21 protein-coding genes are annotated in these 26,879 nt (G+C 45.7%); 15 read left to right on the top strand and 6 right to left on the bottom strand.

Going from position 1 to position 26,879, the window contains the following annotated elements; all coding sequences use genetic code 11:
• Positions 1-79 precede the first annotated feature (79 nt).
• From AKJ31_RS08095 to rsmF, 4 genes are all read left to right on the top strand, one after another.
• Positions 80-1,876, top strand: a complete 1,797-nt coding sequence (locus tag AKJ31_RS08095; protein ID WP_053408605.1) for an ABC transporter ATP-binding protein — start codon at positions 80-82, stop codon at positions 1,874-1,876.
• Between the two features lie 33 nt (positions 1,877-1,909).
• Positions 1,910-3,166, top strand: coding sequence for a paraquat-inducible protein A (locus AKJ31_RS08090; RefSeq protein ID WP_053408604.1), 1,257 nt, complete (start codon positions 1,910-1,912; stop codon positions 3,164-3,166).
• Positions 3,159-5,789, top strand: a complete 2,631-nt coding sequence (locus tag AKJ31_RS08085; RefSeq protein ID WP_053408603.1) for an MlaD family protein — start codon at positions 3,159-3,161, stop codon at positions 5,787-5,789. Before AKJ31_RS08090 ends, AKJ31_RS08085 begins: the two co-directional genes overlap by 8 nt.
• Before the next feature lie 99 nt (positions 5,790-5,888).
• Positions 5,889-7,313: a 16S rRNA (cytosine(1407)-C(5))-methyltransferase RsmF gene (rsmF, locus tag AKJ31_RS08080; RefSeq protein ID WP_053408602.1), complete on the top strand. Its 1,425-nt coding sequence runs from the start codon at positions 5,889-5,891 to the stop codon at positions 7,311-7,313.
• Between the two features lie 205 nt (positions 7,314-7,518).
• On the opposite strand, the gene AKJ31_RS08075 is transcribed toward rsmF, so the two are convergent.
• Positions 7,519-8,352 (bottom strand): CvfB family protein, encoded by an 834-nt coding sequence (locus AKJ31_RS08075; RefSeq protein WP_053408601.1) that lies wholly within the window; start codon positions 8,350-8,352, stop codon positions 7,519-7,521.
• Positions 8,353-8,441: 89 nt separating this feature from the next.
• Here AKJ31_RS08075 and AKJ31_RS08070 point away from each other — a divergent pair, with 89 nt between their 5' ends.
• Positions 8,442-9,830: a hypothetical protein gene (locus AKJ31_RS08070; RefSeq protein ID WP_053408600.1), complete on the top strand. Its 1,389-nt coding sequence runs from the start codon at positions 8,442-8,444 to the stop codon at positions 9,828-9,830.
• Here AKJ31_RS08070 and AKJ31_RS08065 read toward each other — a convergent pair.
• Positions 9,799-10,278 (bottom strand): PaaI family thioesterase, encoded by a 480-nt coding sequence (locus AKJ31_RS08065; RefSeq protein WP_053408599.1) that lies wholly within the window; start codon positions 10,276-10,278, stop codon positions 9,799-9,801. The two genes, AKJ31_RS08070 and AKJ31_RS08065, sit on opposite strands and share 32 nt — an antisense overlap.
• 114 nt (positions 10,279-10,392) lie before the next feature.
• A complete protein-coding gene (locus tag AKJ31_RS08060) occupies positions 10,393-11,280 on the bottom strand; it encodes a putative PEP-binding protein (protein ID WP_053408598.1) in 888 nt (295 codons plus the stop codon).
• Between the two features lie 209 nt (positions 11,281-11,489).
• Here AKJ31_RS08060 and AKJ31_RS08055 point away from each other — a divergent pair, with 209 nt between their 5' ends.
• Together AKJ31_RS08055 and AKJ31_RS08050 are read left to right on the top strand one after the other, a co-directional pair.
• Positions 11,490-12,539, top strand: a complete 1,050-nt coding sequence (locus tag AKJ31_RS08055; RefSeq protein WP_053408597.1) for a 3-deoxy-7-phosphoheptulonate synthase — start codon at positions 11,490-11,492, stop codon at positions 12,537-12,539.
• Between the two features lie 21 nt (positions 12,540-12,560).
• Positions 12,561-13,046, top strand: coding sequence for a YajQ family cyclic di-GMP-binding protein (locus tag AKJ31_RS08050; RefSeq protein WP_053408596.1), 486 nt, complete (start codon positions 12,561-12,563; stop codon positions 13,044-13,046).
• A gap of 63 nt (positions 13,047-13,109) precedes the next feature.
• Here AKJ31_RS08050 and AKJ31_RS08045 read toward each other — a convergent pair whose 3' ends face one another.
• Entirely contained in the window at positions 13,110-14,045 is a 936-nt protein-coding gene (locus tag AKJ31_RS08045; RefSeq protein WP_053408595.1) for a precorrin-2 dehydrogenase/sirohydrochlorin ferrochelatase family protein, read from the bottom strand.
• A gap of 449 nt (positions 14,046-14,494) precedes the next feature.
• Here AKJ31_RS08045 and AKJ31_RS08040 point away from each other — a divergent pair, with 449 nt between their 5' ends.
• The 6 genes from AKJ31_RS08040 (at position 14,495) to AKJ31_RS08015 (ending at position 19,999) form a co-directional block, all read left to right on the top strand.
• Positions 14,495-15,523 (top strand): amino acid ABC transporter substrate-binding protein, encoded by a 1,029-nt coding sequence (locus AKJ31_RS08040; protein WP_053408594.1) that lies wholly within the window; start codon positions 14,495-14,497, stop codon positions 15,521-15,523.
• Positions 15,524-15,595: 72 nt separating this feature from the next.
• The gene (locus AKJ31_RS08035; RefSeq protein ID WP_053408593.1) at positions 15,596-16,801 is read left to right on the top strand and encodes an amino acid ABC transporter permease; all 1,206 of its coding nucleotides are present in this window, start codon (positions 15,596-15,598) and stop codon (positions 16,799-16,801) included.
• A 2-nt stretch (positions 16,802-16,803) separates the two neighbouring features.
• Positions 16,804-17,901 carry an amino acid ABC transporter permease gene (locus tag AKJ31_RS08030; RefSeq protein ID WP_053408592.1) on the top strand — a complete coding sequence of 366 codons (1,098 nt, stop codon included), beginning with the start codon at positions 16,804-16,806 and terminating at the stop codon, positions 17,899-17,901.
• A 22-nt stretch (positions 17,902-17,923) separates the two neighbouring features.
• Positions 17,924-18,673 (top strand): amino acid ABC transporter ATP-binding protein, encoded by a 750-nt coding sequence (locus AKJ31_RS08025; protein WP_053408591.1) that lies wholly within the window; start codon positions 17,924-17,926, stop codon positions 18,671-18,673.
• 199 nt (positions 18,674-18,872) lie between these two features.
• On the top strand, positions 18,873-19,541 hold the full coding sequence (locus AKJ31_RS08020; protein ID WP_053408590.1) for a Bax inhibitor-1 family protein: 669 nt from the start codon (positions 18,873-18,875) through the stop codon (positions 19,539-19,541).
• A 128-nt stretch (positions 19,542-19,669) separates the two neighbouring features.
• On the top strand, positions 19,670-19,999 hold the full coding sequence (locus AKJ31_RS08015) for a TusE/DsrC/DsvC family sulfur relay protein (protein ID WP_053408589.1): 330 nt from the start codon (positions 19,670-19,672) through the stop codon (positions 19,997-19,999).
• An 11-nt stretch (positions 20,000-20,010) separates the two neighbouring features.
• Here the strand turns inward: AKJ31_RS08015 and yccX are convergent, their stop codons facing one another.
• Positions 20,011-20,283: an acylphosphatase gene (gene yccX / locus AKJ31_RS08010; protein WP_053408588.1), complete on the bottom strand. Its 273-nt coding sequence runs from the start codon at positions 20,281-20,283 to the stop codon at positions 20,011-20,013.
• A gap of 93 nt (positions 20,284-20,376) precedes the next feature.
• On the opposite strand from yccX, the gene AKJ31_RS08005 reads away from it, so the two are divergent.
• On the top strand, positions 20,377-21,780 hold the full coding sequence (locus AKJ31_RS08005) for a methyl-accepting chemotaxis protein (protein ID WP_053408587.1): 1,404 nt from the start codon (positions 20,377-20,379) through the stop codon (positions 21,778-21,780).
• Positions 21,781-21,878: 98 nt separating this feature from the next.
• Complete coding sequence (locus AKJ31_RS08000) at positions 21,879-23,072, top strand: class I SAM-dependent methyltransferase (protein ID WP_053408586.1); 1,194 nt, start codon at positions 21,879-21,881, stop codon at positions 23,070-23,072.
• 94 nt (positions 23,073-23,166) lie between these two features.
• Here AKJ31_RS08000 and AKJ31_RS23440 read toward each other — a convergent pair.
• Positions 23,167-26,879: Ig-like domain-containing protein (locus tag AKJ31_RS23440; protein ID WP_053408585.1), on the bottom strand; the 3,713-nt coding region annotated here is incomplete at its 5' end.

The raw sequence follows: 26,879 nt of genomic DNA, 5'->3' as shown, positions 1-26,879 counted from the left end.
CATTTTGAATTTCGAGACTTCCTTAATGAATTTACGTACAATCGTCATAAACCATTAAATAGTAAGCATTCTCATTATAATGAATACTTCTTCCAACACTATTAGCCGTTCTTGGTTGATAACTCAAGTAAAAAAACACAAAGCTAAACTGGTTTTGGCCAATGTGATTGCGATTATCGCCACTTTGGTCAGTGTCCCTATCCCACTTCTTATGCCTTTGATGGTCGATGAAGTATTGCTGAACAAACCGGCAGAAGGCATCGCAATGATGAATGTGGTGCTACCCGCCTCTTTGCAAACTCCGACTGGTTATATCTTCCTCACGCTATTAATGGTGATACTGATGCGCAGTGTCAGCCAAGCGCTGAACATCTTGCAAAACCGACAGTTCACACTGGTGTCGAAAACCATTACCTATCAGATGCGCAGCAAAATGATCGATAAGCTCGGGCGCATCAGTATTCGCCAATACGAAACGCGCGGTAGTGGCAGCATTAACGCTCACCTGATTACTGACGTCGAAACCATCGACCAGTTTATCGGCTCTACACTTAGTCGTTTTCTGATCAGTTTGTTGACCGTGCTCGGCACCGCAGGCGTCCTGTTGTGGCTGGAATGGCGCTTGGGTTTGTTCATCTTGTTGGTGAATCCAATTGTTATCTACTTCTCACGCAAGTTAGGTAACAAAGTCAAACACCTTAAGAAGCAAGAAAACCAATCGTTCGAGAAATTTCAAAATCGGCTGGTGGAAACACTCGACGGTATTTATCAGCTTCGTGCGGCAAATAGAGAGAAAGAGTTTCTTGATCAACTCAAGTTACAAGCTAATGATATTCGCGTAGACGCTGACAAATACGCTTGGCAAACCGAAGCAGTAAACCGCGTATCCTTCTTGCTTTTCTTACTAGGATTCGAGTTATTCCGCGCAGTGGCGATGCTGATGGTGCTGTTCAGTGATTTAACCATCGGCCAGATCTTCGCGGTATTCGGTTACTTGTGGTTTATGTTGACGCCTGTACAAGAGCTACTGGGTATTCAGTTTTCTTGGTATAGCGCTAAAGCCGCGCTGGGCCGAATCAATCTGCTACTTGAGTTAGAAGAAGAGCATCGCCCGCCAAGCAAAGTGAACCCATTTAAAGACGAGCAAGAAGTCGATGTGCAAATCGACGACGTCTGCTTCTCTTATAATGAAGAAAACCAAGTGCTCAACAACCTGAGTCTACACATTCCTGCAGGGAAAAAAGTCGCATTGGTTGGCGCGAGTGGTGGCGGCAAATCGACGCTGATTCAGCTCCTGATCGGCGTATATCGTGCAAATTCAGGCTCAATTCGTTTCAATGGTGAGACTGTCGACGATATAAGCTTTGACGTGATACGTGACCAGATAGCCGTTGTATTACAACAACCTATACTATTTAACGATAGTTTGAGGCATAATCTCACGCTTGGTGCCCAGTATGACGACTTAAAACTCTGGCACGCTTTAGAAGTTGCTCAACTGCAAGATGTAATCAATCAGTTGAATGATGGCCTAGATACGCAAATAGGCCGCAGTGGTATTCGATTGTCCGGAGGCCAACGCCAACGACTCGCCATTGCGCGCATGATTCTAAGCGACCCTAAATTTGTCATTCTGGATGAAGCAACGTCTGCTCTAGATACTGCGACTGAAGCTGCGCTTCACAAAGCGCTAACGGAATTCCTCAAAGGACGAACCACATTGATCGTCGCGCACAGGCTTTCCGCAGTCAAACAAGCGGATCTAATCTATGTTTTAGAAGATGGACAAGTTACGCAAGCGGGTACACATGGAGAGTTGGTTGAACAACAAGGCTTATATCAAACTCTATATGGTAGCGTGCAGTCGCACAGCTAATACCTGCCCTCAGATCTTAGCAGGAGGCTTGCGATGAGCCAGTCTCCTACTTGTTCACATCGTTCACCACTTTCAACCGTTCGCCTATGCCAAGGCTGCGAGTTACCCGTCGATAGCATTTCTATCGCAAAGGGTAAAAGCGCGTATTGTCCACGATGCGGTACCCAACTCTATCGTGGTGGCAATCCTTCGTTATCCGGCAACTTAGCTATCGCTATTACCTGCTTGTTGCTGTTTATCCCGTCACACTTTTTTGACTTCATTAGCATTCGACTTGTTGGCGTAATGATCCCAGCAACGCTACCTGAGGGAATCTGGGCGCTAATTCAAGAAGGTTTTCCGTTGCTCGCGCTACTGATCGTTTTTTGTAGCTCAATCGCTCCCTTGTTAGTCTCTTCGTCTGTGGTCATCGCCCACCTAGCGCTTAAACACCGCTCTTTTAAGTGGTTAAAGTTATCTTTGGCGACCATTCAGCATCTGAAAGCGTGGGTGATGATCGATGTCTTCTTGGTCAGCTTAGCGATCTCTTGCTTTAAGCTCCAAGATTACTCGGATATTTTCATCCGCTCTGGCGCGTTCGGATTGCTCTTGTTGCAGCTATCCACCGTGCTACTAGTGACACGAGTCAGCGTACGTCGTTATTGGGAAAACTATTTACCCGAAAGTCAGCTCAACGCTGGCGTCAAAAAGCTACACTGTCACACATGCCACCTATCTCAACCGGAAGGTGATGCGTGTCTGCGCTGTAAAAGCCCGATTCATCATCGTAAACCCCAGTCGATTCAGAAAACTTGGGCTTACTTGATTGCTGCATCAGTCGCGATTTTTCCTGCGAACTTGATGCCGATTTCGATTTTGATCACCAATGGCCAGCGCCTTGAAGATACCATTTTCTCGGGTGTCGCCTCTTTGGTAAACAGCGGGATGACGGGAATCGCCATCATCATCTTTGTCGCGAGTATTGTGGTGCCTATCGCCAAGATCTTGGGCTTAACGTACCTGTTGCTAGCTATCAAATTTAAACGACGAGTGTTCCACCGACAACGGATGATGATGTACTTTATTATCAAATGGATCGGCCGCTGGTCGATGATGGACTTATTCGTTATTTCGATCATGATGACTTTGCTCGACCGCGGGCAAATTCTTGATTTCACACCGGGTTACGGTGCAGTTGCTTTCGGCCTTGTCGTCGTCTTCACAATGTTAGCCGCTGAAAGCATAGATCCACGCCTAATTTGGGACAATTATGAGAACCCAGAACACAGTAGAGAGTCGTTAAATGAGTAACCCTACTCCTTCGCAAAAGTCATATTCGCCAGATGTAAAAAGCGGTCGTGGCTTATCTCCTTTGTGGTTGTTGCCAATATTGACCTTAGTCCTTGCGGGCTGGTTAGTATTCAAAGCGATCCAAGACGCTGGAGAAAGAGTTCAAATCTACTTTTCGGATGCACAAGGCTTAGTCGCGGGCCGTACCACCATTCAGTACCAAGGTCTGGAAGTCGGGATGGTGCGTGATATCAAGCTTGCAGAAGACTTGGGGAGTATCTACGTTGACGCCGATATTTACCCAGAAGCAACCAAACTATTGGGCAAAGGCACACGTTTTTGGATGGTAAAACCGACCGCAAGCTTGTCCGGAGTCTCTGGCTTAGACGCGTTAGTCTCGGGTAACTATATTGCCATCTCACCTGGCGAAGAAGACACTGAAGCAGAAACGGTATACAAAGCGCTTGAGCGTGCGCCTGCAGATATCCGCGCTCAAAAAGGCTTGAGTATTACACTCACCGCGCGTGACTTGGGCGGACTCTCTATCGGCTCTCAAATTATCTACCGTAAGATTCCAATCGGTGAAGTGTATAGCTACCAGCTCGATGAAGAAGCTAAAAACGTGCTGATTCAGGCGTCTATTCGCGAAGAGTTCCGTCACATCATCACCGACGATAGCCGTTTCTGGAATGTGAGCGGTCTGGGTGCAACCATCGGTTTTGATGGCGTCGATGTGCGTTTAGACAGCTTAAGCTCACTGATTGGCGGGGCAATTGCCGTCGACTCTCCAGACGGCGGTGAGCCTGTTGCCGAGCACTCTGAATTTAGACTCTACCCTGATCTAAAGACGGCCGGTCGAGGTATTGCCGTCAAAGTGACGCTGCCAGATGACAACAACCTCAGCGCATCAGCGCCAATCATGTATCGCGGGATTGAAATTGGTCAGGTGACCGACTTACAGCTACGTGATGAGCGCAAAAACATCGTCGCTTCCGCTGCCATTCAACCAGCGTTTAGCGACATGCTGACTTCCGGTACACGATTTATCCTAGAAGAAGCCAAACTGTCATTTTCGGAAGTTCGCAACTTGTCTAACTTAGTCAAAGGCAACTACTTAACGATCGTGCCAGGGGAAGGCAAACGCGCACGTAGTTTTACCGCGATTAGGCAGAATGACTTCGACCGCCAGCAAGCTCGCTCTATCTCGGTGCAGCTTATCGCAGACAACTCTTTCGGGCTCGATAAAGGCGCCAACATCCTCTACAAAGGCATCACCGTAGGTTCGGTTGACGCAGTGAAGCTTGTCGATGAGCATGTCAGCATCGATACCCTAATCGACGTAAACTACGCTCATCTGATCAAATCCAAAAACCGCTTTTTCGTCACTGGTAGCGCCAGCGCGGAGCTGACCGAGTCTGGTTTAAACATCAATGTACCGCCAGCGAAACAGTTACTGACTGGCTCGATTAGCTTTGTGAGTGAAGGAACAAACGATACGCTCAAGCACTACAAGCTATACCAAAACAAATCTTTAGCTGAGTTAGCAAAATACAACTTATCGGGTTCGACCAAACTCACCATGTATGCCTCGCAGTTGCCCCCTATCAGTAAAGGAAGCCCTCTGCTCTATCGCAACCTGCAAGTTGGTTCGATCTCAGACTTCAGCTTGGTTGATGGTGGCGTTGTCATTACTGCGAGCATAGAAAACCAATACAAATATTTAGTCACCGACCAAACCGTGTTCTGGAATCGCTCAGGAGTTGAGGTCGACGCAAGTCTCACTGGTATCAATGTCACTGCCGCGCCGCTTAAAACACTGGTTCAAGGCGGTATTGCGTTTGATTCCCTACCTGGCGTCGAGAACAAACTCAATGGTAAGTGGCTGTTGTACGAAGACTTCAAGACGGCACGTAAATATGGCCAAGTCATCACTCTGACGTTTGATGGAGAAAATACTCTCGCCAAAGGCACTGCGATCAAATACAACGGCGTACAAGTGGGTGAAGTAACCCTGATCGTTCCAGACTTTAAACGTGAACACGTCGAGGTCAGTGCGCGCATATTGCCAGAGTTTGCTGATAAAATTGCCAAAGCTGATTCCTACTTTTGGGTAGCGAAAGCTGAAGTGGGCCTAAGTGGCGTGAAAAATATTCAAAACCTACTTAGCCAATCGATCAATGTAGCACCGGGAAAAGGTAAGCCCGCGAGTCAGTTTACATTGAATGCCGAAGCCCCTCTTAGCGACAGCGTGACTTTTACTCTACAGAGCGAGAGTCGCGGCTCAGTAAGCAAAGGTACGCCTGTGCTCTATCGTGAGATGGAAGTGGGACGCGTCACATCGGTTGAACTTGGTCAGTTTGCCGACCGCGTTGTCACTACGATAAGCATCAACCCAGACTACGCCTACTTAGTCAGACAAAATAGCGTCTTCTGGAATACCTCCGGTTTGGACGTCTCAATTGGTATTTCTGGCGCAGATATCAAAGCCGGAACAGTTGATAGCCTGATTCGCGGCGGCGTTACATTCGCCACCCCGCAAGATAAACAACTGGCACCGGTTGCCGAGCAAGGTCACTCTTTCTACCTCTATCCAGCGGCAGAACAAGAGTGGAAACAGTGGCGTACCCCGATTCCAAAACCTTAATCGACCACATTTAAACCGATAAAAACGCAGCTCTTCGCTGCGTTTTTTCTATTATTTCGGTATAATCCGTGCCCCTTTATCGCTCCCAGAGAAAGAACATTGCACTCTAACGTTTATTTGCCTCAGGCTTTCCTTGATGAAATCGCTGCAATCCTTCCCAAGCAACTCAACATGGAAGACTTTGTTGCCGCATGTCAGCGTCCGCTAAGAAAGAGTATTCGTGTTAACACGCTTAAGATTTCTGTCGAACAGTTCGTTCAACGTGCGCAAGAAAAAGGCTGGCAATTAAGCCCTGTACCTTGGTGTACAGAAGGTTTCTGGATCGAGGCGGATGAAACAATTGTTCCACTAGGAAATACCGCCGAGCACATGTCAGGCTTGTTCTATATCCAAGAAGCCAGTTCAATGATGCCCGTTTCCGCTCTGTTCAATACGGAAGAAGACCAGTTTGAAAGCGTTCTCGATATGGCGGCAGCGCCAGGTTCAAAGACCACGCAAATCGCGGCAAAAATGGAAAACCATGGAGTGTTGGTAGCGAATGAGTTTTCAGCAAGCCGAGTCAAAGTACTTCACGCAAATATCGAGCGCTGTGGCGTACGCAATGCTTCGCTGAGTAATTACGACGGCCGTGTGTTTGGCGGTTGGCTACCAGAACAGTTTGAAGCAGTATTGATTGATGCCCCGTGCTCGGGCGAAGGAACCGTGCGCAAAGATGCGGACGCGATGAAAAACTGGAGTAAAGAATCTGTCATCTCTATTTCAGACACCCAGAAAGACCTAATTGAAAGTGCATTTCATGCACTTAAGGTTGGCGGCACCATGGTGTATTCAACCTGCACTCTCAGCATCGAGGAAAACCAGCAAGTCTGTCATCACCTAAAAAAGACCTTTGGCGATGCCGTAGAATTCGAAAGCCTTGTGAACCTATTCCCTGGCGCAGAGAAAGCGTTGACGGAAGATGGCTTCTTACATATCTTCCCGCAAGTTTATGATTGCGAGGGTTTCTTCGTTGCACGCATTCGTAAGGTCGGTTCAGCAGCAGCACCGCAAGTGAAAAAGCGTTTGGGTAAGTTCCCTTTTGAGAAAGCTAGCCATAAAGTTCAGGCCGACGTGGCTAAGCAGCTTGAGCAAGCGCTGTCTATTTCGTTACCAAGCGATGCGAGTGTGTGGCTAAGAGACAAAGACGTGTGGCTATTCCCCAACGCGCTTGAACCTATGCTTGGCGAGTTCCGCTTTTCTCGCATGGGGATAAAAATTGCTGAGGCGCATAAAAATGGCTATCGCTGGCAACATCAGGTCGCAACAGCGTTGGCGACGGGTGAACAAGCGGTTTCAGCGTCACTAAGTGTTGATGACGCACGTGAGTGGTTTATGGGACGAGATGTGCGTCCAGAAGGTCAATCAGGTAAAGGTGAAGTGATCGTCAAACTGGGTGACGACGTAATTGGCTTAGGTAAATGGGTAGGTAATCGTATTAAGAATGGCCTACCAAGAGAGCTGGTAAGAGATAAAAACCTTTTCTAAACCGTAGTACACCAGTATGAAATTCTGAGGTGGTCTGGCTAATTGAAATGTATGCACTAGACTTAGAATTACTGAGCTTATAAAGGCTCACACAATTAGCGCAGGCTCTTTTAGAGCCCTTTCCCCTATGCCCAGAGCGCCCAACGCTTTGGGCTTTTTTTGTGTGGGTTAGCCCATAGCTAACCCACACAAAGATAGAGTCGCATTAAGCCAGTCGAATGCCGTCTTGCTCAATCACGATCTTGCCTTGCTTGTACAAGCCACCGATTGACTTTTTAAACGTCCCCTTACTGGTACGAAACGCCGCAAAGATCGCTTCTGGGCTTGATTTGTCATTCAATGGCAAGAAACCGCCTTTCTTTTCTAGCAGTTCAAGGATCGATTCACTCAAATCATCCATTTTCGCCACGCCAACTTTCTGCAGTGACAAATCAATCTTGCCGTCCTCACGAACGCTCTTGATGTAACCTTTAAGCTTCTTACCAATGAACAGTTTACCGAACACGTCTGATTTAAAGATCATGCCCCAGTGCTGACCTTCAACAATCGCTTTGTAACCTAAGTCACTGCGCTCAGCAATAATCAAAGAAACCTGTTGGTTACGAGTGTAGTTCGCAGGTGTCTTATCCAACAATTTGTTGAACTTTGTCGTACCGACAATACGCCCAGACGCTTTGTCTGTGTAGACGTAAACCAATACGTTTTGTCCAGCGGTGAAACGCGCACGTTGCTCACTGAAAGGAATCAATAGGTCTTTGCCTTTGATGCCCCAGTTCGCGAATGCACCTGTGCTGTTCACGCCTTCAATTTTCATTAGACCCCACTCGCCGACTTGCGCGATTGGCGTTTCAGTTGTAGCGACCAGCTGGCTATCAGAATCGAAGTATAAAAATGCATCAATAGTGTTACCTATCTCAGTGCCTTCAGGAACAAAACGGTTAGGTAACAACACGCTACCGTAATCGCCTGCATCCAAAAATACGCCGAAATCTGCCTTTTTTACTACTTCTAAGTGGTTAATCTGACCAACTTTAATCATTTAAACTGTCTCTTGTTAAATTTGCGGTGATTATAGCGAATCTCTGTTATGCTTTCGCCAGTTATTCACACTTTTTTAGGAGCTTTTCATTGATCACCGTTGATAAGCAGGACGGCATCACCTTAAAAGTATCTCACGCGATGGCTTCTACCAAGAAATCGACTGTTGACTTGTACTTTTTCATTCCCGGTGAGTTAGGTCTTTCTGCAGATGTTCTGAAAGAGAGTGAGTTTTACTACGAATCTCTGGTTCAGAAACGGGCTTATTACAGTGACAAAACGCTTCTACCTTTGGTTCACAGCCGCCTAGCAAAACGGGGCCGACTCTCCTCTACTCAATACCGTGTAAGTTTAAGTTTGTTCGCTTACCAGTACGTCATCGCTCTGGATAAAGCAATCAGCCAACTCAACGAAAACAACAAAGAATCCGTAACGATCGATGAAGTGGACGAAGTCATCAACTTGGCGCTCGATATCCTTAAAAAACTCCGTCGTGGTATTCCTTACGAAGAAAGTTTAAAGCGCTACTACGCTAACATCGACAACTATCTCTCTTGGTATACAGGCCAGCGATTGATGTCTTTGGTCGCTCATATGCCACGTGAAGGTGAATATAAGTCGATTAAAGAAAGTCTGTTGGCGATCGTTGAGAAAGAAGCTGCGCACCGCAAGCTTAATAACTACAACTCACAAAGTGTACGTGACGACGTAACGCGCCTTAGTAACAAGATGCGCCTACTGCGCCGTTTGATTGAACACCCTGTCGTGCTACAGGAGAAAACGCAATCACTCGGCAAAAACATGAAACGTATGGTAAAAGGCAGCGCAACCGGATTTGTCATGGTGTTCGTCACCATCACTGCGATCCTGGCACGTGACTACTGGGGCGAAATCACCGTCTCGTTTATTGTTTTAATGTCGTTCGTTTATGCGCTGCGTGAAATCTTCAAAGACGATTTGCGCGATGTAATGTGGCGTTGGCTTCGAAAAGGTCGTCCAAAGTGGCGTAAGCTCTACTTGGACCCAACCACCAAGAAAGCGGTCGGACAGAAGCTCGAGTGGCTTGACTATAAGTCGCTGGAAAAGCTCCCAGACAGAATTAAATTAATTCGCAAAAAACGAGTTGTGCAGAGAGAAGAGAATATTCTTCACTACCGCTCTGCGGTGGAAATGTCGACCTCGAAGTTTATGAGTGGTTATGAGGAAACCCGCGAGTCTTTGCTCGTCAGTATGCGACCGTTGATGCGCTTGATGGATAAAGGCTCCAACAAGGTGTACACCTTAAGTAATAATGGCCAAGTCAGCCGAGAATCGGTGGAAAAACGCCACCTTATCAATTTGATTGCGAAAGAGAACAACCACGACGGCAACCCGAAATACTATCGCTGGAAGATAGTACTAAACCGAAGCAAGATCGTCGCAGTTGAGCAAATCGAAGTGGATGATATCAGCCACCCATTTTCTTCAGTGAAAGAGTAAGCATAAATTCCGCCATCGGTTCGTTACCATGTAAAGACGGACAAATGGCGGTAATTTTAACCGCTTGATTAACCCTTTCTCCGGTCTCAAAAGTTTCGTCTAACATCTTATCGATCAGCGGGCCGTCATCACATACGAAATGTACATCGGCTTCTGGACGTTTTAAAAACTGCCCCTCTACCGCTTTAAACGCAAGCGAGACCTTCTCACCACGCTCTTGCGCTTTACTCATTGCCATAAAGCCGCCAGCTACATCTGCGCCAACTGCAAGCACACCAAAGTACATGCTGTTTAAGTGGTTTTTAGTCTTTCGTTTGAGAGGGATCTTAATCTCAACGCTATTGCGATCCAGTTTGAGAATTTTAGGTCTGCAAATCCAAATTAAAGGGACTTTGAAAAAGCCAAATGACTTTAAATAGAGATTTGCTTTAGTTAAGGGAGAGAGCATAAGGTGGTCCGATTAGTAGTTTTTATCCACCCCAGTTCATAACGAACAAAGGCCAATGTCAACATTTTATTAACATTAGCCTTGGTAAACAGTGATGGTAAACCGAACTTTAGGTTACATTGTCACTACTGCTTCGATTTGTGGGTTTTCCACGATGTACTCTTGAATTTTTGGATAATCAGCTAAGCCACTACTCGCAATAAGCACCGTTTTGTTACTCGCAGAAGCAGCTTTGGCTGCCGTGATAATCAGGTCAAGCACCGCCTCACTTTGAGGGTCAAACAAATAGCTCAGTTTTTCACTAAAGCGGTCGACACCGAGCGTAAACTGCGCCAAATTTTCCAAGTTAATTACTACACCATCAAAGTAGTGCAATAGTCTTTCTGCCAACAGAGCACCAGACGGAACGTCAATAGTGTAGAACACTTTAAGTCCATTCAAGCCACGCGGTAAACCTTGCTCGGCAAGCAGATCGATCACTTTCGCCGCGTCTGATAGAGCGCGAACAAATGGAACGACGATTTCGACCGTGACGCCCTGCTCTTGCAACGCTTTAATCACCTTGCACTCAAGGGCAAAGGTATGACTAAACTGTTCTGACGCAAAACGAGAAACACCGCGTAAACCTAACGCTGGGTTGACTTCTGCTTCTTCTACTTTTCCCCCCAGTAGCGAGCTGAAACTGTAGCTATCAGCATTGCTTAAACTGACGCGAATCGCTTTATGTTCAGGTTTGATGCAACTCAGGATCTGTTGAGTCAATGTCGAGACAAAATGTTCCTCTAGTGCCACCTCACCCAAAATAGCGGCAATCGATGCCGATTCGACGCTATCAAGTTGTTCTGAGATACGACCAAATTCAGGATGGTAAAAGACATGCTCCATAATCATGTCAGATAGGGATACGTATAGGTGGGCGTCACCGCTTACAGAATCAACCGCGGGAAGTGACTCTCCCAAAATAAGTGCTGGATGCAAACCACTTGAAGTTTCTAGACTCATTACTGCTCCGTGCATAGCGTTATTCATTGTTATACAAAACATACCCATTGATATTATCGAGCACAAGAGTAAATAACATTTTTAGTCCATAAAAATGCATAGTTTTTCACTTTACGCTTTAACCACATGAAGAATGTCGATAAGTGGTTTATTCCTTTGAATGTTTCCGTTATCTTTATCGCTTCGCAATAAAAAGAACAGGCTACAGTATGCCACTCAAAACCGATGAATTAAGAACCCAACCTTTGGGTCCAATGCCAACTCCGGCAGAGCTAGGAAGCGCCCACCCCATTACGGACGATGTCGCGGAACGCATAGCTGAGTCTCGTCGTCAGATTGAAAAAATTCTTACAGGAGAAGATGAGCGTCTCCTTGTGATCGTTGGCCCATGCTCAGTACACGATACCAATGCCGCACTCGATTACGCAGAGCGTTTGGCTCACCTTCAAGACCTTCATAAAGATGAATTATTCATCGTTATGCGCACCTACTTTGAAAAGCCACGTACGGTTGTAGGTTGGAAAGGCCTAATTACTGACCCGAATCTAGACGGCTCTTACGCACTTGAAGCAGGCCTTCATAAAGCGCGTAAACTTCTTTTAGACATTAACAAACTTGGTCTTGCCACTGCGACTGAGTTTCTCGATATGATCACTGGTCAGTACATTGCAGACTTGATCTCATGGGGCGCGATTGGTGCCCGTACTACTGAGTCTCAAATCCACCGTGAAATGGCGTCTGCGTTGTCATGCCCTGTTGGTTTCAAAAACGGTACTAACGGCAACATTAAGATTGCAATCGATGCAATTCGTGCGTCAAAAGCCTCTCACTACTTCTATTCTCCGGATAAGAATGGACGTATGACGGTTTACCGTACCAGCGGCAACCCATTTGGCCACGTGATCCTTCGCGGTGGCGACAAAGGACCAAACTTTGATGCGGAGTCAGTCGATAACGCATGTAAACAACTTGCAGAGTTTGGCTTACCGCAACGCCTGATTGTCGATTTCAGCCATGCTAACTGTCAAAAGCAACACAGAAAGCAGCTTGAAGTCGCGCAAGATATCTGTGAGCAAATTAAATCGGGCAAAAACCAAGTTGCCGGCATCATGGCGGAAAGCTTTATTGTTGAAGGCAACCAGTCTATGGCAGACATCAACAATCTAGCGTATGGTCAATCAATCACTGACCCTTGTCTGAGCTGGGAAGACACAGCTAAAATGTTAGACATGTTGGCCGCAGCTGTAAAAGCGCGATAAATACAATCAGAGGAAATTACAATGCCATCTTTTGATATCGTATCTGAAATCGATACTGTTGAACTGCGTAACGCAGTAGATAACGCTTCTCGTGAGCTGTCTACTCGTTTTGATTTTCGTGGTGTAGAAGCATCGTTTGAGATGCAAAAAGATGAATCAGTAAAATTGAACGCTGAAGGCGACTTCCAGCTCAAGCAAATGCGCGATATTTTGCGCTCTCACCTGTCAAAGCGTGGTGTAGACGTTAACGCGATGGAAGCAAAACCTGAAGAAGCGACAGGCAAGAAATGGCACCAAGTCGTTGTGTTCAAGCAAGGTATTGATACGCCAATGGCGAAGAAAGTCGTAAAAGCGATCAAAGATGCCAAGCTAAAAGTGCAAGCATCTATCCAAGGTGAAAAAGTACGTGTTACAGGTAAAAAACGCGACGATCTGCAAGCAACTATTTCAATGATCCGTGAGGCCGAACTAGGCCAGCCGTTCCAATACGAAAACTTCCGCGACTAAGCACTTATTCGTTATATAGAAAAACCGCCTTTTGGCGGTTTTTTTACATTCTAGATGCGAAGACTACTGACTGCCGAGTTTAATATGCAAATCGTTGTTTTTAAGTAAGTTAAACTGCGCAGAATCAGGCGAAACAAACACCACGATTCGCAGTTGGTTTTGCTTTGCTTTACTCAGTTGATCGGCTAGCTCGCTGTCGCTAGCGTACTCGCCTCTCTCAGCATCACGCCTACTCAAATCAATAAATGAGTACGGACACTGTTTTGGAAACAGCACCAATTCCGCTTCCTGCATGATTCTTAACGCTTTAATTGGCAACATCTCTACATCATCGCCAAAATCAATCCAAGTTATACTTCCTTGCTCTGAAACGCCACTTTTCAGTGTGTCTTGATACAGAGCTTCCAGCTCTGCTCGAGTTTCTGCTTTATCACTACGTGGGTCAGCAAAGAAGTTCTCCCAAAACTTGCGTCGAGAGTCCACGCTCGGCAGAGCTTGCTTAATATCGTTGCGCTTAGACGCGCCAAAGTCCGCGAGTAAGGCTAAATTATGCGGTAACGCGGCTTCGAGCTTCTCACGAATGTTTCTGACCAAAACTGGCGAAGCGCCACCGCTTGAGATGGCAAGCTGAATACGACCACGGTTAATTATCGAAGGAGTAATGAAGTCGCAGTACGGTAGATCATCAACCACGTTAACCAAAATGCCGAGCTGTTTTGCGTCTCGGTGAACTTGGTGGTTGAGTTCAGGATTGTCTGTAGTTGCCCAAACTTGCACAAACTTCTTATCAAGCAACTCTTTAGAATAAAAATTCTGGATCCAGATACACTCTTGTGAATCGACAAGCGTTCTCAAATAGTCTTCTATCTGTGGTGATACGATGGTCACCATCGCCCCTGCCCGAACTAGTGTGTCTACTTTACGGCATGCGACTTCGCCACCACCTACAACAAGAACAGGTTTGCCTTTGAGATTCAAAAACAGTGGAAAATACTGCATTTCATTCCTTGAATAATTCGACTGACTAATTGGACGATACTACCAAAAATGGGGCAATAACTTAAATGGGTTAGCCTCCCATATAAAATAATTCACCGAATTTATAACTATCTTTAGCATTAAAAACTAATATGATTCTTATCAACAATTCTTAAACTCGCATTCAGACATTGGTTTAGCGTGTGTATTCTGTTGCACCAGTAATGTGAACCCTTGCACTATTTACATTTCTTTAACACTTCGTCATTCTAATTGCAGATCGGGTTTGTGAGTCCTATCAAAATTCTATTTAAATTATACATTTGAGAATTCACAGATCCTTTCCTACGCTTATAAACGGTTGATTTGTATACAGCGACATTCGACCAATAATGAAGAAACACAACATATTTTCATTCGTTGTATCAGGTGTTACCTGGTTTAACATGGATCATACAGGAAGGATACAGATGACAAATAAACTAACACTCCTTGCTTCAGTTGTAGCTGCATCTACTGCTTTTATGGCAACGAGCGCTTCAGCAGCAGATAGCACGCTTGATAAGGTAACTAAACAAGGATACCTAACTTGTGGTGTAAGTACTGGTTTGCCGGGCTTCTCAAACCCTAACTCAAAAGGTGAATGGGAAGGCATCGACGTAGAATACTGTCAGGCGCTTGCAGCGGCTGTACTAGGTGATAAAACTAAAGTTAAATATGTTCCTCTAACCGCTAAAGAACGCTTCACTGCTCTTCAATCTGGTGAAATCGACGTTCTGTCTCGTAACACGACTTGGACACTACACCGCGATACGGCTCTTGGCCTAAACTTTGTCGGTGTGAACTACTACGATGGTCAAGGCTTCATGGTGAAGAAAGACCTTGGTCTGAAAAGTGCGAAAGAGCTTGATGGCGCTTCAGTATGTGTTCAGTCAGGTACAACAACTGAGCTAAACCTAGCTGACTACTTCCGTAACAACGGTATGTCTTACAAGCCAGTAGTATTTGATACAGCTGCGCAAACGTCTAAAGGTTTCGATGCTGGTCGTTGTGACGTTCTTACCACTGACCAATCAGGTCTATACGCACTGCGTTTAAACCTAGAAGATCCGAAATCTGCACAAGTTCTTCCTGAAATCATCTCTAAAGAGCCACTAGGTCCCGTTGTTCGCCAAGGCGATGACCAATGGTTCAACATCGCTAAATGGACACTGAACGCGATGATTAACGCGGAAGAATATGGCATCACGTCGAAAAATGCTGACGAAATGCTTAAGTCTGACGATCCAAACATCAAACGCATCCTTGGTGTCGATGGTCCTAAAGGTAAAGGTTTAGGTATTCGTGACGATTGGGGCTACCAAGTTATCAAGCAAGTGGGTAACTACGGTGAAAGCTTCGAGCGCACGGTGGGTACAGGCTCTCCGCTAGAGATTTCACGTGGTGTTAACGCACTATGGAATGCGGGCGGCTTTATGTACGCTCCACCTATCCGTTAAGCAATACATAACTACAAAAATGGGCGGTGCTTACCGCCCTATTTACAAAAATGGATTTGAGGTTGTAGCTGTATGAAACCTACTGATACTGCTGCGTCGAAGACGGTTAACGGGCCATCTTCCAACGCAAGCCTAATTTACAATCCCACTTTTCGTTCAGCCGTATTTCAGATTGTTGCGATACTTGCGCTGATCTTTTTCTTTTACACGATTGTCAACAATGCACTAAATAACTTGGAAGCTCGTGGCATTGCCACTGGTTTTGGTTTCCTCAATCAAGAAGCCGGCTTTGGGATTGGCCTTACACTGATTGAATATAATGAAACCTACTCCTATGGACGAACCTTTATTATCGGTTTGCTGAATACGGCATTGGTTTCGTTTTTGGGCATCATTCTGGCAACAGTGATTGGATTTATTGTCGGTATTGCACGCTTGTCGTCAAACTGGTTAGTGAGTCGATTTGCAGCGGTATATATCGAGATATTCCGTAACATTCCCCTTCTTTTACAAATTTTCTTTTGGTACTTCGCGGTACTGCAAGCACTACCTTCCGCAAGACAGAGCATGAGCTTAGGTGAAGCCATCTTCTTGAACGTGCGTGGGTTGTATTTCCCTGCGCCCGTGTTTGGCGAAGGCTCTTCAGTGGTCATTGCAACGTTCGTGATCGGCATCGTAGCTTCGGTCCTAATCAATATTTGGGCTAAAAACAAGCAGCGACTGACTGGTCAGCAAACACCGATGGGCCGGATTATTTTTGGCTTAGTGGTGGTACTACCAACTATCGTTTACTTCGTTATGGGTTCACCAATCTCGGCGGAGTACCCAGAGCTAAAAGGCTTCAACTTCCGTGGCGGTATCAGCATCATCCCTGAACTTGCTGCGCTACTTTTGGCACTAAGTATCTATACCGCTTCGTTTATCGCAGAGATTGTTCGTTCTGGTATTAACGCGGTTAGCCACGGTCAAACGGAAGCAGCAATGTCTTTAGGTTTGCCTCGCACCAGAACATTAAAACTGGTCATCATTCCTCAGGCTCTGCGTATTATCATTCCACCATTAACAAGTCAGTACTTAAACCTGACGAAAAACTCATCGTTAGCAATGGCGATTGGTTATCCAGACCTGGTATCCGTGTTTGCGGGGACAACCCTTAACCAGACAGGTCAGGCGATCGAGATTATTGCGATGACAATGGCGGTTTACTTGACGCTAAGTTTAGTGACATCTGCGTTAATGAACCTATACAACCGTAAAGTTGCGTTGGTGGAGAGATAAGCATGAAAATACATCAATTTCAGCCTGATCTACCACCGCCAGCTAATACGGTTGGTGTGGTAGGTTGGTTCCGCAAAAACCTATTCAACGGTCCGGTCAACTCGGTACTTACCGTGATTATCGCCTACTTTGCGATTTCATTGATTTGGACGGTATTTGATTGGGCAATCCTTAAAGCAGATTGGGTTGGCACAACTCGTGACGCGTGTTCACGTGATGGAGCGTGTTGGGTGTTTATCAGCGTTCGCTGGGAACAATTCATGTACGGCTTCTACCCACAAGCTGAACTGTGGCGCCCTCGCCTGTTTTACATCACATTAGCAATCTTCACTGTGTTACTCGCGTATGAAAAAACACCGAAACGCACTTGGATTTGGCTGTTCTTCGTCAACATCTACCCGTTCATCATTGCCGCGCTTTTGTACGGTGGCGTGTTTGGGTTAGAAGTCGTCGAAACTCACAAATGGGGTGGCCTACTTGTTACTCTGATTATTGCACTTGTCGGCATCGTAGTGTCGCTACCAATCGGTGTTGCGTTAGCTCTGGGTCGACGCTCAGACATGCCGATCATCAGAAGTATTTGTACCGTCTACATCGAGGTTTGGCGTGGCGTACCACTGATTACCGTGCTGTTTATGGCATCAGTAATGCTACCACTGTTCCTATCTGAAGGTTCTGAAACGGACAAACTGATTCGTGCCCTTATCGGTGTGGTGATGTTCAGTTCAGCCTATATGGCGGAAGTGGTACGTGGTGGTCTTCAAGCGATTCCAAAAGGTCAATACGAAGCTGCAGACGCGCTTGGTTTGAGCTACTGGAAGAAAATGGGGTTAATTATTTTGCCTCAGGCGCTAAAAATCACCATTCCATCAATCGTAAACACCTTTATTGGCTTGTTTAAAGATACCAGTCTGGTTCTCATCATCGGGATGTTTGATGTTCTGGGTATCGGTCAAGCTGCGAACACCGACCCTGAATGGTTAGGCTTCGCTACAGAAAGTTATGTATTTGTCGCGTTAGTGTTCTGGGTATTTTGTTTTGGCATGTCGAGATATTCCATCTGGCTAGAAAACAAACTTCATACCGGTCACAAACGATAATCAGAAAGCTCAAGGACGTATTATGACGCAACAGCAAGATTACATGATCCAAATTCAGGATATGAACAAGTGGTACGGTGAGTTCCACGTACTTAAGAACATCAACCTAAACGTGAAAAAAGGCGAGAAAATCGTTATCTGTGGCCCTTCAGGCTCAGGTAAATCGACCATGATTCGCTGTATTAACCGTTTGGAAGAGCACCAAAAGGGACATATTTATGTCTCTGGTAACGAACTAACAGAAGATTTGAAAAACATCGAAGCGGTTCGCCGTGAAGTGGGTATGTGTTTCCAGCACTTTAACCTATTCCCTCATCTTACCGTGTTAGAAAACTGCACTCTGGCGCCGATTTGGGTTAAGAAAATGCCTAAAGAAGAAGCGGAAGCCATTGCGATGAAATACCTTGCGCGCGTTAAGATTCCAGAGCAGGCGGATAAATACCCTGGTCAGCTTTCTGGTGGTCAGCAGCAACGTGTAGCGATTGCCCGCTCTCTTTGCATGAACCCGCAAGTGATGCTGTTTGATGAACCGACCTCAGCGCTCGACCCTGAAATGGTACGCGAAGTATTGGATGTAATGGTTGAGCTGGCGGAAGAAGGTATGACGATGCTTTGTGTGACACACGAAATGGGCTTCGCCAAAGAAGTCGCTGACCGAGTCATCTTTATGGATGCAGGTGAAATCATTGAAGAAAACAACCCAGTTGAATTCTTTGAGAATCCGCAGTCAGACCGTACGCAAAACTTCCTGTCTCAAATCCTCAGCCACTGATACACTCATGGCACTGAGATAGAGAGGCGACTTAGGTCGCCTCTTTTATTTGTGTTATATTGTGTTACACATATATAAATACTTAACATTCTAATTCTATTATTATTTTAAGTACTGCATAACGTTAGGGGGCTTGATCTTTTGATCATTGAACCTCATAAATGTAGTTATAAACATAAAAACCCTTACGAGGAAGATCATGAATAGTCCTATGTTTACCCGCTCTACAAGTGCGCAGAATGTACTTGAGATCAACAAAACGCTTAAGAACACCTATTTCCTACTGTCGATGACATTAGTAACCAGTGCTATCGCAGCTATGGCTACTATGGCAATGGGCATTTCTCCGATGATGGCGCTTGTAATGCAGGTAGCTGCTATCGGTATCCTATTTTTCGCTCTACCACGAAGCATTAACTCTTCGATGGGTATTGTTTGGACTTTTGTTTTCACTACGCTAATGGGTGGTGCGCTAGGTCCAATGCTTAACTACTACGCGTCAATCCCAAGTGGTCCATCTATCATCGCGCAAGCACTCGGCTTGACGGGTATGGTATTCTTGGGTCTTTCTGCTTACACAATCAGCAGTAAGAAAGATTTCTCTTTCATGCGTAACTTCCTAATCGCAGGTCTGATCATCGTTATCGTTGCAGCGATCATCAATATCTTTGTTGGCTCAACCGTTGCTCAGTTAGCGATCAGCAGCATCTCTGCGCTAGTGTTCTCTGGTTTCATCCTGTACGACACAAGCCGTATCGTACGTGGTGAAGAGACAAACTACGTTAGCGCAACAATCTCAATGTACCTGAACATTCTTAACCTGTTCACAAGCCTACTAAGCATCCTAGGCATTATGAACGACGACTAATCTGTTCAGAAACTGATTAAACAAAGCCCGAAAGCAATTGCTTTCGGGCTTTTTCTTTATTGCCGTATTGTGATCTGAGTTATAGCTGCGCTACCCTATCCAATATCAGAGATTTTAAGGTAATTACGATGTTCGAATATAACGGCAAACAAATTGAAACAGATGCTCAAGGCTACCTTCTCGACCATACTCAATGGGAAGAAGGCATGATCTCTGTTTTGGCTGAGCAAGAAGGTATTGAGCTCACCGACGCCCATTTAGAAGTCGTCCATTTTGTTCGTGACTTCTATGAAGAATTCAACACATCTCCAGCGGTAAGAATGCTCGTAAAAGCGATGGAAAAAGCGCACGGCCCAGAGAAAGGAAACAGCAAGTACTTGTTCAAGTTGTTCAAACAAGGCCCAGCAAAACAAGCAACCAAACTGGCTGGTCTACCAAAACCTGCCAAGTGCCTGTAAAACGATTATCGTTATAAGATTTTAAACCCTCTGAATGGTTTAAAAGACATGGGCTCTGAAACCACCGAATCTACCGTCGCGGTTTGAGGGCCTTGTTCCAACCAAACTGCCATTTCGGCCACTTTTTGTTCACTGCCACATACCACTACTTCGACGCTGCCATCCATTAAGTTCTTCGCGTATCCCGTTAAACCGAACTTTAGCCCCTGATGGCAAGTGTGGTAACGAAAGCCGACTCCCTGCACTACGCCAAACACTGTGAACTTCACACATTTTTGCTCCATAGTTAATACCTCATTTCATCACTGAATGTTATATTTGCTCATCTCGGCCTAAACTAAAGAATGACTCGGGCTCCTGTCTTTGGAAGTATCATTATGAAAGAAATACCATTTCGCTGGATTGACAAATATCTCATTCACCTAAAGATTCAAGAAAAGTTCTATCTTCTGTTCTTTTTGCCTGTCATCGCATTGATTGTCTTAACACTCGTGCTTGATAACGCGGCAGATTCAATGCTCAATCAACTGTATCAAGACGAACTGGTACTGATGCGTAACTTAATTGAGACTGGTGGCCTAACGCGAGCACAAGTCGCCGAAATTATTGCTAATTCAGATACCGTCGCCATAGGCAGTGGACCTAGTGCTGTCTCTGTTAACAACGGCGAGTTCAGCTTGGTGGACGTCCATAACCAAGATCTCTGGACTTCACTTTCTGCCACTCATTTTACAATCATAGCAGTTACCCTATTTTTAATCGCGACAGGCGTTTACTACATCATGACCTTCATTGGTGGCGCAATGTTCACCATGAACAAAGCACTTTCCACCCTCGCTGCCGGTGACCTAACCAGCCGTATGAACTTCTTCAAAGTGCGTGATGAGTTTAGTGAGATTGCAATTACTATCGACAGTGTTGCTGAGCGCGAGCAAAACTTAGTTCTATCCATCCAAGAATCGATCGCACTAATGCAGCAAATCAGTTCGGACTTGAATCAAACTAACCAACTTACGGCGAGCACATCCGGCACTCAGCAAGAGCATTTGAACTCACTTGCTAGCGCAACTGAGGAGATGGCATCGACAATCCGAGAAGTGGCTAACTTAGCGCACGATTCAAGTACACAAACCGAAGATGCGCGTATTGTTGCGCAGCAAGGTCAACAGAAAGTCGGCCACACTCTCTCCTCTATCTCGCAACTCTCTGTTGAAATTCAATCTGCGTCAGAAGCCGTAGCAGAGCTTGATGCAAATGCTGCACAAATTGATGAAGTCGTCGCAACGATTAATGCGATTTCAGAGCAAACCAACCTACTCGCGTTGAATGCCGCAATCGAAGCCGCACGCGCTGGTGAGCAAGGCCGTGGCTTTGCGGTCGTTGCCGACGAAGTTCGTGCTCTTGCTGGTCGCACCCAAACTGCAACGGTAGAAATTCAGTCAATGATCGAGGCACTACAACGTAACAGCCAGTCGCTCACCAAGCTGATGGAAACAACGGTCACTAACGCTAACGAAGGTCAAACATTGATGTCTGAAGTCAACGCCGAAATTGGTTCTTTAGCCGATAAGAACCAATCTATCTCAGACAGTAGCGTTCAAATCGCGACAGCAGCCGAGGAGCAAGGCGCAGTAGCAGATAACATTGCCGCAAGTGTTGAAGAAATCCGCGTACAGTCAGATCAGGTTTGCGAAATGATTGACGCGACCAACAGCAATATTGAGCAGCTCAGAAGGCAAAGTGACTCAATGGAAACCCTGTTGACAGGATTGAAAGCCTAACCCATACCGAGCCGCCAAAGAGCGGCTCTTTTATTTGATTTTCCATACGACTTCCCCGACAATACCCGTCCTTTCCAAACTATCAATTGAGTAATTTAATGACTCCAGCAATCTATCTTGTAAAAGGCCGTGAAAAGTCCCTTCGTCGCAAACATCCATGGGTATTTTCTCGTGGTATTAGCAAAGTTGAGGGCGAACCATCGCTCGGCGAAACAGTAGATGTTTTTACTCATGATGGAAAGTGGCTGGCAAAAGCGGCTTACTCACCTAATTCTCAGATTCGTGCCCGTGTTTGGTCTTTTGAAAAACAAGAGATCAACAAAGCGTTTTTCGTAAAGCGAATCAAAGATGCGCAGCTTCTTCGTGAAGACATCATCGAGCGTGATGGTCTGACAGGTTATCGTTTGATTGCCGCTGAATCTGACGGTTTGCCTGGAATTACGATTGATAAGTACCAAGATTACTTAGTTTGCCAGCTATTAAGTGCCGGCTCAGAATTTTACAAACAGACATTGGTTGAAGCATTGCTGGAAGTTTTCCCAGATTGCAATATCTACGAACGCTCTGACGTTGCGGTACGCAAGAAAGAAGGCTTAGAAGAAATCACTGGCGTGCTACACGGCGAAGAGCCGCCAAAATCAGTTGTGATTGAAGAAAACGGCATAAAGATCTGTGTTGATATCGTTGGTGGTCACAAGACAGGTTTTTACCTAGACCAACGTGATAGTCGCCAGCAAGCAATGAAATACGTGAAAGACAAAGAAGTCCTTAACTGCTTCTCATACACTGGCGGATTTGGTCTTTACGCGCTAAAAGGCGGAGCAAAACGCGTCATCAACGCGGATGTATCTCAACCAGCGCTAGACACCGCTAAATTCAATGCTGAGCTTAATGAGTTCGATATTTCCAAGAAGCGAGCAGTTTTCTTAAATGCAGATGTGTTTAAACTTCTTCGTGAATACCGAGATCAAGGCACTAAGTTCGATGTCGTTATCATGGACCCACCAAAGTTTGTTTCAAGCAAAAACAACCTAACGTCGGGAGCTAACGGCTACAAAGACATCAACATGCTCGCGATGCAAATTCTAAAACCTGGTGGCACATTGCTGACCTATTCATGTTCAGGACTAATGAGTGCCGATCTGTTCCAGAAAGTCATTGCCGATGCAGCAATAGATTCTGGCCGTCAGGTGAAGTTTATCGAGCGCTTCGAGCAAGCCGCGGATCACCCAACAGACAGCGCATACCCGGAAGGTTTTTACCTCAAAGGTTTCGCTTGTAAGGTTCTATAAGTCAATAAAAAGCCCCGCTCAGTTAGCGGGGCTTTTTATTTATACCGATTACGTAATTCAATTGTTGGGAGTCATCACTGACTCCCAAATTGAACTAGTCTTTCAGTTGTAGCTGGTTGAGGTTATCAAGCAAGCTCGTCGTAACATCTGCTGCAGAAGCGCCATCAAAGTCGACCGTTAATGTCTGACCGTCTTTATTGATCGTCAATGTTGAAGAGCCCGAAGTATCATCGACTACAGAAACAGATACGCCAGCGGCACTACCTTGGTGGTCACCACTACCCAAATCATTGAGTAGCGCACTGATATCGTCTTGCTTCATATCAACAAACAACTCGCTTAGATCCAACGTATCACCTTCGGTGACGTTAAAGTCAGTGACCGTGTCTGTAGCGTGCTCCATATCTACCCACTTAAAGATGTCCGCGTCGTCACCACCCGTTAGGATGTCGTTACCAAGGCCACCAATCAGTGTATCGCTGCCTTCGCCACCGTCTAGGGTATCTGCACCACCTTGACCGTAAAGTACATCATCACCACGACCGCCAGACAAACTATCATCACCACCACGAGCCTCATCGAATAAATTCAGCGTTTCGTGGTTAGCTTTAATGAACTCGTATAGCTCAAGCTGAGACGGTTCAGAGCCATGATTCTTAAGCGTTAAGAACTGTTTAACGCCCTCTAGCCCTTGTCCATCTTGCCAGTCCTCAGGTTGTTCAGGGTTGCCATTAATACTACCCCACGGCAAGTTATCCGAGTTGACAGCATCACCAAATAAGATGTCATCGCCGTCATTACCCAACACTACGTCATCTCCAAGTGGAGCGAACTTAATCGACTGACTAGCTTCTTGAAGAGCCGCGTCCAACTCACCCGCACCGTGAACAATTTCAACAACACCAGTTGGAGCGGTAACTGTTTCTAATACGAAGTTATCTAACTTGATATCTGCGTTATAACCCCAGTGGTCTTCGTGAACCCACACAGTCAATCGATAAGTGCCCGCAGCTAGAGCTTGTGTCTCAACAGAACCATACTTAGAACTAGATTGTATATCGACCCATTGATTTCCCTCTAGTTTCTGTACAATCCACCCATGACGATCACCACCGCCATATTCAGAACCTAGATACAAATTAAAGTTAAGCGACACCATTGTTCCGCCAGCGACTTCAAACTCGGGGCTTTGGATATAACTATCACCATCGCGTTCTTCGTAGTTTGTTAAGCCATCGCCCTTGTCTGTTAAAACAATTTCACCTTTATCTAGGACAACTGTCACACCGCTATCATTCTGACCAGTTTTGCCGAATGTCCAGTTGTTTAAACTCCATGCTTCACCGTAGCCAGTATTAAAGTTAGCTAACGTAGTTTCTGTCTTGGAGAAATCGGCGCTATTTGCAGATGTGTTGTCGAAGAACTGAAGCACATCGCTTTCAATGCCATCACCGATACCGATGGCACGTACTGTCGACACTTTAGACAACTCTTCAAACGCTCGAACAGAATCAACAAATTCGTCAAGCTCGGTTGTCGAACCATTGTTGCTGTGCGAGTTACTTATCGTTGGCACGCCGTCAGTTAAGAAGAAGGTTAAGTTTTCAAAGCCATCGCTTGGTTGCGCTGCGAACCAGCTTTGCGTTGTATCAAACGCACTCTCGTAGTTGGTTGCACCGTTCGCCTCAAGATTACGAATAGCGTCATCAATACCGTCGTAACCTGAACTCTCGAGATCCGAAAGGCTCAAATCGTCTAGATCAAACTTCAGTGTTGCTTCGTAATCAAAACCAATAAGCGCGACATTGATTGTTCCTGAGTGATCCGCCATCTCTGTCAACATGTTAATCAATGCGGACTTAACGGCATCAATGCGTTTTACTGCGCCCTGCTCATTACTGATGGCCCAATCCATACTGCCTGAAGTATCAACAACCAATGCGATGTTATAGTTCGCAGCGGCTTGAGTCTCAGTGACAATACCGCCGATATCGCCCGTAACTACGTCATCGCCCTTACCACCTTCAACTTGGTTATCACCATTAGGGTTAGCAACAGGGAAATGGACATTACCAGTGTCAGTTTCTGCATACTTCGGCAAATCAACTGGGTTACCGGATTCGTCGACTTCTTGAGCTCCAACCGTCACCGTAAATGTCGGTGCCGAAGTTGAACCAGCTGGTGTTTCAACGGTTAAAGATAGCTTACCATCTGCATCCAACAAATCTGCAGGTAATGTCCATGTACCATCGCCGTTATCAGTACCGACGACCTCTCCACCAATTAGCAAAGAGGTACCATCAGGAACACCGCTGATCACAACATCAGTAACAACTTCACTGCCATCATCATCGTTTAGAGCGACATCGATATTTAGCTCATAGAAATCAGATACCTTCGTCAAAGAGCCGTCAATGACTTCATACTTTCCGTCATTGAAGTAAACGGTATTTACGTTGTAGAAGTCATGGTATGCACCATTCTCATTATTCTTAAACGTGAAATCAGCTTGAGGAGCAAGAGGATTATCGCCTCCTGCAATAAACTCCATCTCACCAGAATTTATCGGCAAATAAGCAATGTTAGAGCCACCGCCACCGTAGTAAGTCGTGGTAGATTCAATAGAGGTCGATACAAAGACATCGTTCCCATCACCATGTTGATCCCCGTGCAGCACGATATTACTCGCTGCAGTCCCCCCGACGAGTATATCGTCACCTTCGTTACCAAAAAGCTCTTGATTATTAGAAGCTTCACCGAAAATGATGTCCTTACCTGAACCACCACTCAGGTGATCGTTTAGGGAATTAGCGTCTCCTAGAAGAACGTTGTTGCCGCTATTACCGTTACCTGTAGGTGCAGTCGGTTTCTGCTCTAAGATGGTGTCAATATAGTCATTAACAAAGCTACTAGAACTGACAAGTTCAGCTGCGACTTCTAATCCACTAGAAATTGGCTCAACATGAACCGTTACTGTCGCGGTATCACTGGCGCCATGAGCATCCACTACAACGTATTCGAACGTTGCATCACCGCTAAAGCCTTCCTCAGGAACGAATTCGATACTGCCATCTGCGTTAAGCGTAACCGTTCCGCCGGTAACACTTTTGACTGATTGAATAGACAGCGCGTCGCCTTCTGGGTCGGTATCATTCGATAACAAAGACAGTGCTGAAATCGTTGTTGACTGCCCTTCAACAGTACAAAGCTCGTCATTTAGCGTCGGAGCGTCTAGTAGAGGGTTAAAGTCACCGACTAGATCACCTTTTGAATCGAATTGGCCAATATCGATATCAAGAGCAGCCACACCACCTTGATCCCAGTAGACAATTTCAATGGTGTGATAACCTGAACTATCGATATCAAATACATCGCCTACTCGCTCGTGAGCTGACTGGTTCCCATCGAAAACGGCAACAACATTGCCATCAATCTTTATCATGTAACCGTCGTCTGCGTTTACTCTCAAAGCAAACGAACCAGCTTCCAGATAAATAGCACCAGTCATCTGGAAGATACCATCCGTCGTACCAGCAGGAACTTGTCCGGAAATGCTAGATGCGTCGTCACCCAGGAACTCAGCCACATTCTCTTTTGATGTAAGGCTTGAATCCAAACGGTAATCCAAGTCAGTCGACACAAACGTTAAATCAGGAGAACCCGACCCAATAATCGCCTCAGCATCTGCTACAGAATCAATGTTTCCATAGTTACCGCTGTTTTGATCGTAAGCATAGAACTTACCCGTTAGCCCGTGAGAATGGGTGTAGTTGTCGTCTTTAGCAATCGGCGCTTCGTTTACGTCGG

The organism is Vibrio hepatarius, assembly GCF_001274785.1.
GTDB classification, from domain to species: domain Bacteria; phylum Pseudomonadota; class Gammaproteobacteria; order Enterobacterales; family Vibrionaceae; genus Vibrio; species Vibrio hepatarius.
The sequence above is the reverse complement of the archived record's forward strand: the minus strand, read 5'-3'. Positions and strand labels throughout refer to the sequence as shown.

Excerpts from the sequence above, each read along its gene's own strand:
- AKJ31_RS08095 (WP_053408605.1), top strand. The coding sequence starts at position 80 with ATGAATACTTCTTCCAACACTATTAGCCGTTCTTGGTTGATAACTCAA.
- AKJ31_RS08090 (WP_053408604.1), top strand. The coding sequence starts at position 1,910 with ATGAGCCAGTCTCCTACTTGTTCACATCGTTCACCACTTTCAACCGTT.
- AKJ31_RS08085 (WP_053408603.1), top strand. The coding sequence starts at position 3,159 with ATGAGTAACCCTACTCCTTCGCAAAAGTCATATTCGCCAGATGTAAAA.
- AKJ31_RS08075 (WP_053408601.1), bottom strand. The coding sequence starts at position 8,352 with ATGATTAAAGTTGGTCAGATTAACCACTTAGAAGTAGTAAAAAAGGCA.
- AKJ31_RS08065 (WP_053408599.1), bottom strand. The coding sequence starts at position 10,278 with ATGCTCTCTCCCTTAACTAAAGCAAATCTCTATTTAAAGTCATTTGGC.
- AKJ31_RS08060 (WP_053408598.1), bottom strand. The coding sequence starts at position 11,280 with ATGAGTCTAGAAACTTCAAGTGGTTTGCATCCAGCACTTATTTTGGGA.
- AKJ31_RS08055 (WP_053408597.1), top strand. The coding sequence starts at position 11,490 with ATGCCACTCAAAACCGATGAATTAAGAACCCAACCTTTGGGTCCAATG.
- AKJ31_RS08050 (WP_053408596.1), top strand. The coding sequence starts at position 12,561 with ATGCCATCTTTTGATATCGTATCTGAAATCGATACTGTTGAACTGCGT.
- AKJ31_RS08045 (WP_053408595.1), bottom strand. The coding sequence starts at position 14,045 with ATGCAGTATTTTCCACTGTTTTTGAATCTCAAAGGCAAACCTGTTCTT.
- AKJ31_RS08040 (WP_053408594.1), top strand. The coding sequence starts at position 14,495 with ATGACAAATAAACTAACACTCCTTGCTTCAGTTGTAGCTGCATCTACT.
- AKJ31_RS08035 (WP_053408593.1), top strand. The coding sequence starts at position 15,596 with ATGAAACCTACTGATACTGCTGCGTCGAAGACGGTTAACGGGCCATCT.
- AKJ31_RS08030 (WP_053408592.1), top strand. The coding sequence starts at position 16,804 with ATGAAAATACATCAATTTCAGCCTGATCTACCACCGCCAGCTAATACG.
- AKJ31_RS08025 (WP_053408591.1), top strand. The coding sequence starts at position 17,924 with ATGACGCAACAGCAAGATTACATGATCCAAATTCAGGATATGAACAAG.
- AKJ31_RS08020 (WP_053408590.1), top strand. The coding sequence starts at position 18,873 with ATGAATAGTCCTATGTTTACCCGCTCTACAAGTGCGCAGAATGTACTT.
- AKJ31_RS08015 (WP_053408589.1), top strand. The coding sequence starts at position 19,670 with ATGTTCGAATATAACGGCAAACAAATTGAAACAGATGCTCAAGGCTAC.
- yccX (WP_053408588.1), bottom strand. The coding sequence starts at position 20,283 with ATGGAGCAAAAATGTGTGAAGTTCACAGTGTTTGGCGTAGTGCAGGGA.
- AKJ31_RS08005 (WP_053408587.1), top strand. The coding sequence starts at position 20,377 with ATGAAAGAAATACCATTTCGCTGGATTGACAAATATCTCATTCACCTA.
- AKJ31_RS08000 (WP_053408586.1), top strand. The coding sequence starts at position 21,879 with ATGACTCCAGCAATCTATCTTGTAAAAGGCCGTGAAAAGTCCCTTCGT.